Raw genomic sequence first — 13,308 nt, forward strand, 5'->3', positions numbered from 1 at the left:
GGCCCGGCTTGCGCCGGGCCGGGCCCCTGTTCACGTGGTCGCCGTCCGCCGCCGCCGCGACGGGCGCCGGTCAGGCACGGTAGGTGCTGATCAGGCGCGGTAGGCGGTCCACATGCTCTTCATCCGCGACACCTGGCCGGCCGTGAACTGGTACATGCAGGAGTCGTACGTGTAGTCCATGAAGTTGTGGATCGGGTCGACACCCGTCTTGTTGGCGCAGCTGTCGCGGCCCGTCGGGCACTCGAACGCGGCACTCTGCTCGGCCGGGGTGTCGGCGACGGAGTCACCGCTGCCCGAGCAGCCGCCCTGGAAGGTGTGGTAGAGGCCCATCCAGTGGCCGACCTCGTGGGTCGCGGTGTCGCCCTCGTTGTAGTTCGTGGCGGAACCGCCCGGCAGCGAGGTGTTGAGGATGACCACGCCGTCCATCTTCGGCTGCGAGGCGTAGGAGCTGGGGAAGGTGGCCCAGCCGAGCAGCCCGCCGCCGAGGTTGGCGGTGTAGAGGTTCAGCGCGTTCTTGCCGCCCTTGCGCAGGGCGTTCTTCATGTCCTTCTCGGCCTGGGTGCCGTCGGAGACGTTGTACCAGGCGGCGTTGTCCGTGTAGTCCGTGCCGGCCAGGCTGAACTGGTAGCCGGAGTCCACGTTGCCGGTGCCATTGCCGCTGTAGGCCGCGTTCAGCACCGAGAGCTGGTTGTTGATGTCGGTGGCGGTCAGCTTGCCGGCGGTGCCGGAGGTGATGACGTGCACGTACACCGGGATGGTGGTCGCGGCGGTGGCGCCCGCGCGCAGGCCGTCCAACTGCTGGGGGGACGCCTGGGACAGCTTCTTCTTGAGGTCGGCGTCCATGGCCTTGACCTGGGCGTCCGAGATCTCGTTGGGGTCGGCCGCGTGGTGGTCCTTGGGGCGGGCGACGCGGGCGTTGGCCGACGCCTCGGCGGACTGGCCGGTACACGCCTCGGCGGACTTGGCGGCGGCGACGGTCGTGGGAGCCGTCAGCGGGGCGAAGGCCAGGGTGCCGGCCAGGACGGCCGTACCCATGAGGCGGCGGCGGAGCAGGGGGGATATGCGGGCGTTGGCGCGCACGTTGACTCCTCGCGAAGCGTGGTGGGGGGTGAGGGACGTCCTCACGCTGACGCGCAGCTTACGTGTGCATGTCATTAGAATGGCAAGATCTCGTAGGTTAAAGATTTGTTGCCGAGGATGCCGAAAGGGTGCCTGGTGTGAACCAGGCACCCCCTCGGACCGCAAATTTGACGCTACGTCAGCGAACCGGGCGGTCGGCCCGTTCCACCCGCTGCGTCCCGCTCAGCGTGCGGTACGAGCGCTCCCACGCCGACGTGGCGTCCGGGCGCCGCTTGTCGGAAACGATGTAGTAGTCCATCTGCGAGCGCTCGGCCGTCACGTCCAGGACGCCGTACCCGTGCGCGTCCATGTCCAGCCACTTGACGTGCCAGTTCGCTGCCTTGACGGCCGCTTCGGCGGCCAGCGAGGCGGTGTCGGCCGGCACGTGCAGCAGGTCGTCGATGTTGTCGGAAGTCACCGAGGTGACCACGAACTCCGTCGCCGCCGAGCCCGAGGCCGGATACGTCGCCTTGTTCACCGGGACGTCGTTGGCCCACGCCATGTGGATGTCGCCGGTGAGGAACACCGTGTTCTTGATGCCCTGGTCCTTCAAGTGGCCCAGGAGTTCCCTGCGATCGTCGGTGTAGCCGTCCCACTGATCCACATTGACCGCTATGCCGCCCTCGGGCAGTCCGAGCAGCTTGGTGAGCGGCTGCAGCAGGTGTGCGGGCAGGGAACCGAAGGCCACCGGCGAGATCATCACCGAGGTGCCGACCAGCTGCCAGGTCGCGCGCGAGGCCGACAGTCCCGACTTGAGCCAGTCCAGCTGGGCGCGCCCGGTGATGGTGCGCTCCGGGTCGTCCACCGCGCCGCTGCCGATCGTGGCCTGCTGCGAGCGGAAGGTCCGCAGGTCCAGCAGGTGCAGATCGGCGAGGGTGCCGAAACGCAGCCGCCGGTAGACGGTGCCGGCGATGGAGGGGCGTACGGGCATCCACTCGAAGTAGGCCTGCTTGGCGGCGGCCGCGCGGGCCGCCCAGTCGCCTTCGGTGCCCGGGGTGTGGTTCTGCGCCCCGCCCGACCAGGAGTCGTTGGCGAACTCGTGGTCGTCCCAGATGGCGATGACCGCGTGCGCGGCGTGCAGGGCCTGGAGGTCGGCGTCCGTCTTGTACTTGCCGTGCCGGGTGCGGTAGTCGGCGAGCGAGAGGATCTCGTGCTTCGGCTCGTGCTGGCGCACGACGTAGTTCGCCTCCGGGTAACCCCCGGTCTGGTACTCGTAGATGTAGTCGCCGAGGTGCAGGACCGCGTCCAGGTCGGCCCGGGCGGCCAGGTGGCGGTAGGCGGAGAAGTAGCCGGACTCCCAGTTGGCGCAGGAGACCACCCCGAAGCGCACCCCCGCCGTGCTCGTGTCGGCGGCCGGGGCGGTCAGGGTGCGGCCCACGGGGGAGACGGCGGTGCCGGCGGTGAACCGGTACCAGTAGACGGTCTTGGGCCGCAGGCCGCGCACGTCAGCCTTGACGGTGTGGTCGGCGGCGGCGGTCGCGGTGACGGACCCGCTCGCGACGACACGGGAGAAGGACTTGTCCTCCGCCACCTCCCAGCCGACCGGGGTGTCCGGGCCGGCGCCGGAGCCGGGCACGGCGTCGGCGGTGGGGGTGACACGGGTCCACAGCAGGATCCCGTCGGGCAGCGGGTCGCCCGAGGCCACGCCGTGCAGGAAGGCGGGGGCGGACTCCGCCGCGTGGGCGGCGGTGGCGCCCAGGGTCGCGATCGGCGTGAGCGCGGCCGTGGCCGCGGCGGCCAGAACGACCGTACGGCGGCGGGGGTTTGCCGAGGCGGCAGAAGAGAGATGACTGGTCACGGCCGATCATATTACTGATCGGTACACGTCCGGAATACCCTCGGTAAGGCAACGGGCGGGCGAACTCCGGGAGTTCGCCCGCCCGTGGTCCGCCGGCGGAGATCAGCCCGCCAGGGCCTTGTCGATCGCCGCCGTGTACGCCTCGGGCGTCGACGGGGTGTCGATCTTCTTGCCGTCCATCTTGAGCGTCGGGGTACCCGTCACCCCGGACTTGTTGAAGGCCTTGGCCATGTCCATCGCCCACCGGTCGTACGTGCCGTCCTCGACGGCCTTCTTGAACTCGGCATTGCCCTTGAGCGCCGGAACCGTGTCCGCGACCTTGATCAGGTAGTCGTCCTTGGCGAAGCTGTCGACCGTCTCCTCCGGGTGCAGCTCCTTGGAGTACAGCGCGGCCTTGTAGTCGAGGAAGGCCTCCGGGCTGACGTTCAGCGCCGCGCCCAGCGCGCTCAGCGCGTTCTTCGAGCCCTCGCCCTTGGCGCCGTTGTCGATGAAGGTGGCGCCGAAGTAGTGGAGCTTGTACTTGCCCGCGTCGACGTCCTTGCGCACCTGCGCGCCGACCGACTGCTCGAAGGCCGCGCAGGCCGGGCAGCGCGGGTCCTCGTAGAGCTCCAGGGTCTTCTTCGCGTCCGCCTTGCCGACGACGACCGTCAGACCGTCGTCACCCGTGGTGTTCTTCGGCTTGACCAGCTCCGCCGTGGCGGCCTTCTCCCAGTGGGAGGGCTTGGTGTTCTGCACGACCAGGTAGCCGACGCCGCCCGCGACCGCGAGGGCCGCGACGACGGCGCCCGCCACGAACAGCTGGCGGCGCGCCTTGGCCTTCTTGGCCTGCTTCTCCCGCTCGATGCGCAGCCGCTCGCGGGCTGCCGCCTTGTTGGCGTGGCTGTTGCGTGCACTCATGTCCGTCTCCGTGGTTCTGCCGTGATGCGAAGGATGGGGGGTCTGACGTACCGCTCAGGCGCTCGCGAGCGCCCGGTGCCGTACGGGAGGTCCCCTGCGTCCCACGGAATGCGCCGGGAACCGGGTCCGGGCCCCGGCGTGCCCCGGCGCCGGCCGTACCGCCGCCCGCGCCGGGCCCGCGGCCGCCACCACCGCGGCCACCGCCAGCAGCAGCGGCCGGAAGGCGAGGACGCCCACCGCCCGCAGCAGCCGGCCCAGCGCCCGCTCCCCGTACCGCAGCCAGGCGGCGGCCAGCAGACCGGCCGACACGTGCGCGCCCAGCAGCAGCCAGGGCGTCCACGGCCCGGGCGAGGCCAGGAGCGCCACCGGGTCGGCGGCGCGTCCCGCCACCCCGGTCAGCGGGCCGCCCACCGGGGCGCCGCCGCAGAGCCCGTCCAGGCCCAGCGCGTGCAGCGGACCGGCCACCGGACCGCCTGCCGGGCCGTAACAGAAGTGCTGTCCGGCGGTGAAGACGGTGTCGGCGGCCAGCTCCAGCGGCACCAGCAGCGCGGCGATCGGACCGAAGCCCCGCTCCCGGCCGGCCAGCGCGAAGGCGAGCGCGAACACGGCGGCGAAGGCCCCGCCCACCAGCGCGGGCGGCAGCGGCGCCCGGGACAGCAGGACGTGCGAGCCCGTCGAGAGCAGCACGACGAGCGCGCTGAACAGCGCGGCCCGCAGCCCCCGAAGCCCTGCACCGGATATGTCCATCCCGGCGAGTCTGCCACGACTCCCTGTGAATCAGGGCCCGGGGACCGCACCGGCCCGGACTACGGCGTGAGACGGCCGTTGCGGAACAGGTCCACGAAGATCTGGTGGTCCGCGCGCGCCCGGGCTCCGTAGGCGTGGGCGAAGTCCACGAGCAGCGCGCCGAAGCCCTCCTCGTCGGCGGCGATCGCCGCGTCGATGGCCCGCTCGGTGGAGAAGGGGACCAGGGAATGGCCGCTCCCCGCCTCGTCCGCCGACGCGTGCATGGTCGCCGTCGCCCGGCCGAGGTCCGCGACCACGGCCGCGATCTCCTCCGGGTCGTCCAGGTCGGTCCAGTCCAGGTCCACGGCGTACGGGGAGACCTCCGCCACGAGCTGGCCGGCCCCGTCCAGCTCCGTCCAGCCCAGCCAGGGGTCGGCGTGCGCCTGCAGGGCCCGCTGGGAGATCACCGTGCGGTGCCCCTCGTGCAGGAAGTACTCCCGCACCGCCCGCTCGGTGACGTGCCGGGACACCGCCGGGGTCTGCGCCTGCTTGAGGTAGATCACGACGTCGTTCTCCAGGGCGTCGCTGTGCCCCTCCAGCAGGATGTTGTACGAGGGCAGCCCGGCCGAGCCGATGCCCACGCCGCGCCGCCCCACCACGTCCTTGACCCGGTAGGAGTCCGGCCGCACCAGGGACTCCTCCGGCAGGGTCTCCAGGTACCCGTCGAAGGCGGCCAGCACCTTGTAGCGGGTGGCGGCGTCCAGCTCCAGCGTGCCGGGACCGGAGGCGAAGCGGCGCTCGTAGTCCCTGATCTCGGTCATCGACGCCAGCAGCTCGAACCGGGTCCGCGACCGGGCCGCGCGCAGGGCGCCCAGCAGCGGTCCCTCGGCGGTGTCCAGGGTGAAGGAGGGGACCTCCTCGTGCTTGGCGCCGGCCGCCAGGAGGTGGATCCGCTCCCGGTAGGCGGCCGCGTAGATCCGCACCAGCTCGCTGATCTGACCGTCGCTGAGCGCCTTGGTGTAGCCGAGCAGGGCGACGGAGGCCGCGAACCGCTTGAGGTCCCAGGTGAAGGGGCCGACGTACGCCTCGTCGAAGTCGTTGATGTTGAAGATCAGCCGGCCGTTGGAGTCCATGTACGTGCCGAAGTTCTCGGCGTGCAGATCGCCGTGGATCCACACCCGGCCCGTCCGCTCGTCCAGGTACGGGCCGCCGTGCCGGTCCCGCTCCAGGTCGGCGTAGAACAGGCAGGCCGTACCACGGTAGAAGGCGAAGGCGGAGGCCGCCATCTTCCGGAATTTGACCTGGAAGGCAGCGGGGTCGGCGGCGAGCAGCTCACCGAAAGCGGTGTCGAACACGTCGAGTATCTGCTCGGCGCGCTGCTCGTTCGTCGTCTCGGGGACCGCCATGGCGGGTTCCTCCTGGTGGCGCGTGTGCCAATCGGTTTTCGGACAGGTGCTCCTGGCCGGTGCAACGCATGACCGTACCGGTGAGTGCCCCGGATGTGTCACCGGCCCGACGTAGGATTCGAAGTCGCCCCCCACTCCCGTCGCCGGAGGACCCCCACCGTGACCAAGCCGCCGTTCACGCACCTGCACGTCCACACCCAGTACTCGCTGCTGGACGGTGCCGCGCGGCTCAAGGACATGTTCAACGCGTGCAACGAGATGGGCATGACCCACATCGCGATGTCCGACCACGGCAACCTGCACGGCGCCTACGACTTCTTCCACTCCGCGAAGAAGGCCGGCGTCACGCCGATCATCGGCATCGAGGCGTACGTCGCCCCCGAGTCCCGGCGCAACAAGCGCCGCATCCAGTGGGGCCAGCCCCACCAGAAGCGCGACGACGTCTCCGGCTCCGGTGGCTACACCCACAAGACGATCTGGGCGGCGAACGCCACCGGCCTGCACAATCTCTTCCGGCTGTCCTCCGACGCGTACGCCGAGGGCTGGCTCACGAAGTGGCCGCGCATGGACAAGGAGACCATCGCCAAGTGGTCCGAGGGGCTGATCGCCTCCACCGGCTGCCCCTCGGGCGAACTCCAGACCCGCCTGCGCCTGGGCCAGTTCGACGAGGCCCTCAAGGCCGCCTCCGAGTACCAGGACATCTTCGGCAAGGAGCGCTACTTCCTGGAGCTGATGGACCACGGCATCGAGATCGAGCGCCGGGTCCGCGACGGGCTGCTGGAGATCGGCAAGAAGCTCGGCATCCCGCCGCTGGTCACGAACGACTCGCACTACACGTACGCGCACGAGGCCACCGCCCACGACGCCCTGCTGTGCATCCAGACCGGCAAGAACCTCTCCGACCCGGACCGCTTCCGCTTCGACGGCACCGGCTACTACCTGAAGTCCACGGACGAGATGTACGCCATCGACTCCTCGGACGCCTGGCAGGAGGGCTGCGCCAACACCCGGCTGGTCGCCGAGCAGGTCGACACCGAGGGCATGTTCCAGTTCCGGAACCTGATGCCGAAGTTCGACATCCCCGAGGGCCACACCGAGGTCAGCTGGTTCCGCGAGGAAACCATGCGCGGCATGCACCGCCGCTACCCGGGAGGCATCCCGGAGGACCGGATGAAGCAGGCCGAGTACGAGATGGACACGATCATCTCGATGGGCTTCCCGGGCTACTTCCTCGTCGTCGCCGACTTCATCATGTGGGCCAAGAACCAGGGCATCGCGGTGGGCCCGGGCCGAGGCTCCGCGGCCGGCTCGATCGTCGCGTACGCCATGGGCATCACCGACCTCGACCCGCTCACCCACGGCCTGATCTTCGAGCGCTTCCTGAACCCCGAGCGCGTCTCCATGCCCGACGTCGACATCGACTTCGACGAGCGCAGGCGCGTCGAGGTGATCCGGTACGTGACGGAGAAGTACGGCCAGGACAAGGTCGCCATGATCGGCACCTACGGCACCATCAAGGCCAAGAACGCGATCAAGGACTCGGCGCGCGTCCTCGGCTACCCGTACGCGATGGGCGACCGGCTCACCAAGGCCATGCCCGCCGACGTCCTCGGCAAGGGCATCCCGCTCTCCGGCATCCTCGACCCGAAGCACCCCCGCTACAGCGAGGCCGGCGAGATCCGCGGGATGTACGAGAACGAGCCGGACGTGAAGAAGGTCATCGACACCGCCATGGGCGTCGAGGGCCTGGTCCGCCAGATGGGCGTGCACGCCGCCGGCGTGATCATGTCCAGCGAGACGATCACCGACCACGTACCCGTCTGGGTGCGGCACACGGACCAGGTGACCATCACCCAGTGGGACTACCCGAGCTGCGAGTCGCTCGGCCTGCTGAAGATGGACTTCCTGGGCCTGCGCAACCTCACGATCATGGACGACGCCGTCAAGATGGTGAAGGCCAACAAGGGGATCGACATCGATCTCCTGGCCCTGCCGCTCGACGACCCGAAGACCTTCGAGCTGCTCGGCCGCGGTGACACCCTCGGCGTCTTCCAGTTCGACGGCGGGCCCATGCGCTCCCTGCTGCGCCTGATGAAGCCCGACAACTTCGAAGACATCTCCGCCGTGTCCGCCCTGTACCGGCCGGGCCCGATGGGCATGAACTCGCACACCAACTACGCCCTGCGCAAGAACAAGCAGCAGGAGATCACCCCGATCCACCCCGAGCTGGAAGAGCCGCTCGAAGAGGTGCTCGCGGTCACCTACGGCCTGATCGTCTACCAGGAGCAGGTCCAGAAGGCCGCCCAGATCATCGCCGGGTACTCGCTCGGCGAGGCCGACATCCTGCGCCGCGTGATGGGCAAGAAGAAGCCCGAGGAACTGGCGAAGAACTTCACCATCTTCCAGGCCGGCGCCCGCAAGAACGGCTACAGCGACCAGGCCATCCAGGCCCTGTGGGACGTGCTGGTCCCCTTCGCCGGCTACGCGTTCAACAAGGCGCACTCCGCCGCCTACGGCCTGGTCTCCTACTGGACCGCCTACCTCAAGGCGAACTTCCCGGCCGAGTACATGGCCGGCCTGCTCACCTCGGTCAAGGACGACAAGGACAAGTCCGCGATCTACCTGAACGAGTGCCGCCGCATGGGCATCAAGGTGCTCCCGCCGAACGTCAACGAGTCCGAGCCGAACTTCGCCGCCCAGGGCGACGACGTGATCCTCTTCGGCCTCACCGCCGTTCGCAACGTCGGCCAGAACGTCGTGGATTCGATCATCAAGACCAGGAAGGCCAAGGGGAAGTTCTCCTCCTTCCCCGACTTCCTGGACAAGGTCGAGGCCGTCGTCTGCAACAAGCGGACCGTCGAGTCGCTGATCAAGGCCGGTGCCTTCGACGAGATGGGCCACACCCGCAAGGGCCTGGTCGCCCACCACGAATCGATGATCGACAACGTGGTCGCGGTCAAGCGCAAGGAGGCCGAGGGCCAGTTCGACCTGTTCGGCGGAATGGGCGACGAGAACGCCGGCGACGAACCCGGCTTCGGCCTCGACGTCGAGTTCTCCGACGTGGAGTGGGAGAAGTCCTACCTGCTCGCCCAGGAGCGCGAGATGCTCGGCCTCTACGTCTCCGACCATCCGCTGTTCGGCCTGGAGCACGTCCTGTCCGACAAGACGGACGCCGGCATCTCCCAGCTCACCGGCGGCGAACACTCCGACGGCGCCGTCGTCACCATCGGCGGCATCATCTCCGGCCTCCAGCGCAAGATGACCAAGCAGGGCAACGCCTGGGCCATCGCCACCGTCGAGGACCTGGCCGGCTCCATCGAGTGCATGTTCTTCCCGGCGACCTACCAGCTCGTCTCCACCCAGCTGGTCGAGGACACGGTCGTCTTCGTCAAGGGCCGCCTCGACAAGCGCGAGGACGTGCCCCGCCTGGTGGCCATGGAGATGATGGTCCCCGACCTGTCCTCCGCCGGAACCAACGCCCCCGTCGTCCTGACCATCCCGACCGTCAAGGTCACCCCGCCGATGGTGACCCGTCTGGGGGAGATCCTGCGCCACCACCGGGGCAACACCGAGGTGCGGATCAAGCTCCAGGGACCGCGCACGACCACCGTCCTGCGCCTGGACAAGCACCGGGTGCAGCCCGACCCGGCCCTCTTCGGCGACCTCAAGGTGCTCCTCGGCCCGTCCTGTCTGGCCGGGTAGCCGCCGGCCGGCCCGCACGCGCGAGGGCGCGCCCGGAACTCCGGGCGCGCCCTTCCCGCAGCTGCGGGTGCCGTCAGTTGTGGCCGAACTTCTTTTCCTTGCGCTTGCCCGCCATGTGCATCGGGCTCGGGGCCGACGACGGCTCGGGGGACGACTGCACCGAGCTCTTCGCCTGATCCTGGGCCTGCGCGCGGTCCGAGGTCTTGACGGGCTGCTGGCGGTTCTTGTTCTTGGCCATGGGAAGCCTCCGTGGGGGGTGTAGGGGCCAGGGCCGCCTTCACACTCACACAGCAACAGAAACCGCGCATTTTGGATCATTGCCGTCCGTAGTCGCGGGCCCCCTCCGGGCCCGGAGTGAGATACGCCACGCCGATGATCGAGTTCCGGCCGTCAACACCCTTGCGGTCGGGCAGACTCGGGGAAAACCTATCGAGGACCCCCAGGGAAGAGGGTGGAACGTGGACCGCTGCGTCGTCCTGGTGGACGCCGGCTATCTGCTGGGCGCCGCCGCCAGCCTTCTCGCGGGGGAGCCGTCCCGCTCCCGCATCACCGTCGACCACGCCGCCCTCATCCAGGGCCTGCGCGAGCGCGCGGAGGCCGACACCCAGCAGCCGCTGCTGCGGATCTACTGGTTCGACGGCGCCCCCGACCGGGTGCCCCAGCCCGAACACCGGCGGCTGCGCGTGATGCCCCGCGTCACCGTCCGCCTCGGCGCCCTGACCCGCAGCGACGGACGCTGGGCACAGAAGGGCGTCGACGCCGCCATGCACGCCGAACTCACCGAACTGGCCCGCAACCGGGCCTGCTCGGACGTCGTCCTCGTGACCGGCGACGGCGACCTGCTGCCCGGGCTGATGTCCGCCAAGGAACACGGCGTCGCCGTCCACCTCTGGGCCGTCCAGGCCGCCGACGGGGACTACAACCAGTCCGAGGACCTCGTCGCCGAAGCCGACGAGCGCCGCGTCCTGGACCGGGCCTGGATCACCCGCGCCGTCCGCGCCAAGGACTTCACCGGACTGTGCTCCCCGGCACCCGCCCCGCGCCCCGAGATCGCCGCCATCCTGTCCGCCCCGCTGCCCGAGGCGGCGCTCGCCGAGGCCGCCCGCAACGGCGCCCCGACGGGCGCCGCCGACACCGCCGAGCGTCCCGCGTCCGTACCGGCGCCCGCCGCCGAGAGCACCGGCGAGGGGGCCAGACCCGTACCCACCCCCAAGGACCTCGCCGCCCTGCGCGCCCCCGGCGTCACCGCCGCCCCGCAGAACGCGGCCGGCCCGGCGGCCAGCCCGGCCGGCAGCGCCCTGCGCTGGTCCTCCGACAAGGGCTGGATCGACCGGGCCGGACCGCTCGGCGAACCCGCCGAGACCGCCTCGCTGCCCACCCTCGCCCAGCTCACCAGCGCCGAACAGCGCTGGGCGGACCGGGAGGAGGACATCACCACCGTCGGCGGTGACCCGTTCGAGGTCGGCCAGGTGTTCGCCCGGCGCTGGATGGAGCGGCTCCCGGAAACCGGCCACCTGCAGAAACTCGCCACCATGTATCCGCGGATCCCGCACCGCATCGACGGGGAGCTGCTGCGCTACGCCGCCCGGTTCGGCCTGCTCGCCCACAAGGACGACCAGATCGACGAGCACGACCGCTACGCCATCCGCGCCGGGTTCTGGCGGGAGATCGACGTCCGCGCCGCCGCCGAGCACGTGGCGGGCCCGGTCGCCGCCGTGCCCGGGTCGGCGCCGACCCCGGCGGCCGACCAGGGATGAAAGCCGCGTAGGCTGCTCCCTCGTGAGCACGGGCACAGCAGGCGCGAAACAGGACACGGCACCGGCCGCGGCTGTGACCTCCGAGGCGGGTGCCGACGTCGTCTGCGCGGTACGTGACCTGGTCAAGACCTACCCGGCGGTGCGCGGCCGGCGCGGGGCCCCCGCCCTGCCCGAGACCCGCGCCAACGACGGGATCCGCCTGGACGTCCGGCGCGGCGAGATCTTCGGCCTGCTCGGTCCGAACGGCGCCGGCAAGTCCACCCTCGTACGCCAGCTCACCGGACTGATGCGGCCCGACGCGGGCACCGTCACCCTGCTCGGCCACGACCTCGTGCGCCACCCCGAGCGGGCCTCCCGGCTGCTGGCCTACCTGGGGCAGGAATCCACCGCCCTGGACGAGCTCACCGTGGCGCTGGCCGCCGAGACCACCGGCCGGCTGCGCGGACTCGACGCCCGCGCGGCCCGCGCCGCCCGGGACTCCGTACTGGAGGAACTCGGGCTGACGCCCCTCGCCGGGCGGCCCCTGAAGAAGCTCTCCGGCGGTCAGCGCCGCCTGGCCTGCTTCGCGGCCGCGCTGGTCGGCGAGCGGCCCGTACTGGTCCTCGACGAGCCCACCACCGGAATGGACCCGGTGGCCCGGCGGGCCGTGTGGAGCGCCGTCGACCGGCGCCGCGCCCGCCACGGCGCCACGATCCTTCTCGTCACGCACAACGTCATAGAGGCCGAGACCGTGCTGGACCGGGTCGCCGTCATCGACCACGGCAAGGTCATCGCCTGTGACACCCCGGCCGGACTCAGGGCGAAGGTGTCCGGCGAGGTCAGGCTGGAGCTGGTGTGGCGCACCACCGCGCCGCTGGAGGTGCCGGAGGTCGCGGAGCTGGCCCCCGCCGCCGTCGTGTCCGGGCGGCGCTGGGTACTGCGGCTGACGCCCGACCGGGCGCGCGCCGCCGTGGCCGCGGTGACCGGCGGGCCGGCCTTCGCCGCGCTCGACGACTTCACCCTGGCCACGCCCAGCCTGGAGGACGTCTACCTGGCCCTGGGGGGCCGCGCCTCGAAGGGGCTGGTGAAATCGTGACCACCGCCGTCACCGCGGGGGCGCCGGCGACCCCGGCGCCCCGGGCCCACGAACCCGGACCGCTGGCCCCCCGGGCCCGGTTCTTCCCGGCGCTCGCCGCCGTGTACCGGGCGCAGTTGTCCCGGGCGCGGGTGGCGCGGATCCCGCTGCTGTTCGTGGCCACCTTCCAGTCGGTCGGGATCATGATCCTCATGCGTGGGGTGGTGGACGGCGGCTCCGAGGCGCGGGCCGTCGTCGCCGGATCGTCCGTACTGGTCGTCGCCTTCGTCGCGCTGAACCTGCTGGCCCAGTACTTCGGCCAGCTGCGGGCCGGCGGGGGGCTCGACCACTACGCCACGCTGCCGGTGCCGCCGCCCTCCGTGGTGCTGGGCGCGGCCGCCGCCTACGCCTCCTTCACGGTGCCGGGAACGCTGGTGACGGCGGGATTCGGGTGCCTGCTGTTCGGGCTGCCGATGGGCGGTCTGTGGATCCTGGGCGCGGTGGTGCCGCTGGCCGGGGCGGCGCTGGCCGGGCTGGGCGCGGCACTGGGTCTGCTGGCGCCCCGGCAGGAGCTGGCCACGCTGGCCGGACAGCTCGGCATGTCGGCGGCGCTGCTGCTGGGAGTGCTGCCGCCGGAGCGGATGCCCGACGTGATCGTGTGGACGCGCGACCTGCTGCCGTCCACGTACGGGGTGGAAGCCTTCGCCCGGACGTTCGCCCCCGACCCCGACTGGGCGGCCGTCCTGCTCGACCTCGGCGTCTGCGGGGCGGTGGGCGTGCTGTCCCTGGCCGTCGCCACCTGGGCCTACCGGCGGGCAGCGGTCCGCTGACACCGGCGGCCGGGCGACC

10 protein-coding genes are annotated in these 13,308 nt (G+C 71.0%); 4 read left to right on the plus strand and 6 right to left on the minus strand.

The features are described 5' to 3' along the window. Nucleotides 1-90 precede the first annotated feature (90 nt). The 5 genes from ACWGH1_RS10120 to ACWGH1_RS10140 all read right to left on the minus strand — a co-directional run bounded on the left by ACWGH1_RS10120 (nucleotide 91) and on the right by ACWGH1_RS10140 (nucleotide 5,946). Entirely contained in the window at nucleotides 91-1,035 is a 945-nt protein-coding gene (locus ACWGH1_RS10120) for a zinc metalloprotease (RefSeq protein ID WP_453357099.1), read from the minus strand. Nucleotides 1,036-1,258: 223 nt separating this feature from the next. Next, nucleotides 1,259-2,917 carry an alkaline phosphatase D family protein gene (locus ACWGH1_RS10125; RefSeq protein WP_453357098.1) on the minus strand — a complete coding sequence of 553 codons (1,659 nt, stop codon included), beginning with the start codon at nucleotides 2,915-2,917 and terminating at the stop codon, nucleotides 1,259-1,261. A 102-nt stretch (nucleotides 2,918-3,019) separates the two neighbouring features. Continuing rightward, nucleotides 3,020-3,814 carry a thioredoxin domain-containing protein gene (locus ACWGH1_RS10130; RefSeq protein ID WP_453355219.1) on the minus strand — a complete coding sequence of 265 codons (795 nt, stop codon included), beginning with the start codon at nucleotides 3,812-3,814 and terminating at the stop codon, nucleotides 3,020-3,022. 54 nt (nucleotides 3,815-3,868) lie between these two features. Next, nucleotides 3,869-4,561, minus strand: coding sequence for a hypothetical protein (locus ACWGH1_RS10135; RefSeq protein WP_453355220.1), 693 nt, complete (start codon nucleotides 4,559-4,561; stop codon nucleotides 3,869-3,871). 59 nt (nucleotides 4,562-4,620) lie between these two features. Then, nucleotides 4,621-5,946, minus strand: a complete 1,326-nt coding sequence (locus tag ACWGH1_RS10140) for a DUF2252 domain-containing protein (RefSeq protein WP_453355221.1) — start codon at nucleotides 5,944-5,946, stop codon at nucleotides 4,621-4,623. Nucleotides 5,947-6,105: 159 nt separating this feature from the next. Between ACWGH1_RS10140 and dnaE the strand changes: the two genes are divergently transcribed. Further along, nucleotides 6,106-9,648, plus strand: coding sequence for a DNA polymerase III subunit alpha (gene dnaE, locus ACWGH1_RS10145; protein WP_453355222.1), 3,543 nt, complete (start codon nucleotides 6,106-6,108; stop codon nucleotides 9,646-9,648). Nucleotides 9,649-9,721: 73 nt separating this feature from the next. Here the strand turns inward: dnaE and ACWGH1_RS10150 are convergent, their stop codons facing one another. Further along, entirely contained in the window at nucleotides 9,722-9,886 is a 165-nt protein-coding gene (locus ACWGH1_RS10150) for a hypothetical protein (RefSeq protein ID WP_453408598.1), read from the minus strand. A 220-nt stretch (nucleotides 9,887-10,106) separates the two neighbouring features. Between ACWGH1_RS10150 and ACWGH1_RS10155 the strand changes: the two genes are divergently transcribed. Genes ACWGH1_RS10155 through ACWGH1_RS10165 form a run of 3 tightly spaced genes read left to right on the plus strand, consistent with a single transcriptional unit; the run spans nucleotide 10,107 to nucleotide 13,289 of the window. Next, the gene (locus ACWGH1_RS10155; RefSeq protein ID WP_453408599.1) at nucleotides 10,107-11,405 is read left to right on the plus strand and encodes an NYN domain-containing protein; all 1,299 of its coding nucleotides are present in this window, start codon (nucleotides 10,107-10,109) and stop codon (nucleotides 11,403-11,405) included. A 22-nt stretch (nucleotides 11,406-11,427) separates the two neighbouring features. Continuing rightward, nucleotides 11,428-12,480 (plus strand): ABC transporter ATP-binding protein, encoded by a 1,053-nt coding sequence (locus tag ACWGH1_RS10160; protein WP_453408600.1) that lies wholly within the window; start codon nucleotides 11,428-11,430, stop codon nucleotides 12,478-12,480. Next, nucleotides 12,474-13,289 (plus strand): ABC transporter permease, encoded by an 816-nt coding sequence (locus ACWGH1_RS10165; RefSeq protein WP_453408626.1) that lies wholly within the window; start codon nucleotides 12,474-12,476, stop codon nucleotides 13,287-13,289. The genes ACWGH1_RS10160 and ACWGH1_RS10165 overlap by 7 nt, the downstream gene beginning before the upstream one ends. Nucleotides 13,290-13,308: the final 19 nt, after the last annotated feature.

The sequence above is a fragment of the Streptomyces sp. NPDC054883 genome, from assembly GCF_053610645.1.

What these genes read in the sequence shown, in the direction of transcription:
- ACWGH1_RS10140 (WP_453355221.1), bottom strand. Translation starts at nt 5,946, where the DNA reads ATGGCGGTCCCCGAGACGACGAACGAGCAGCGCGCCGAGCAGATACTC.
- ACWGH1_RS10120 (WP_453357099.1), bottom strand. Translation starts at nt 1,035, where the DNA reads ATGGGTACGGCCGTCCTGGCCGGCACCCTGGCCTTCGCCCCGCTGACG.
- ACWGH1_RS10135 (WP_453355220.1), bottom strand. Translation starts at nt 4,561, where the DNA reads ATGGACATATCCGGTGCAGGGCTTCGGGGGCTGCGGGCCGCGCTGTTC.
- ACWGH1_RS10130 (WP_453355219.1), bottom strand. Translation starts at nt 3,814, where the DNA reads ATGAGTGCACGCAACAGCCACGCCAACAAGGCGGCAGCCCGCGAGCGG.
- ACWGH1_RS10150 (WP_453408598.1), bottom strand. Translation starts at nt 9,886, where the DNA reads ATGGCCAAGAACAAGAACCGCCAGCAGCCCGTCAAGACCTCGGACCGC.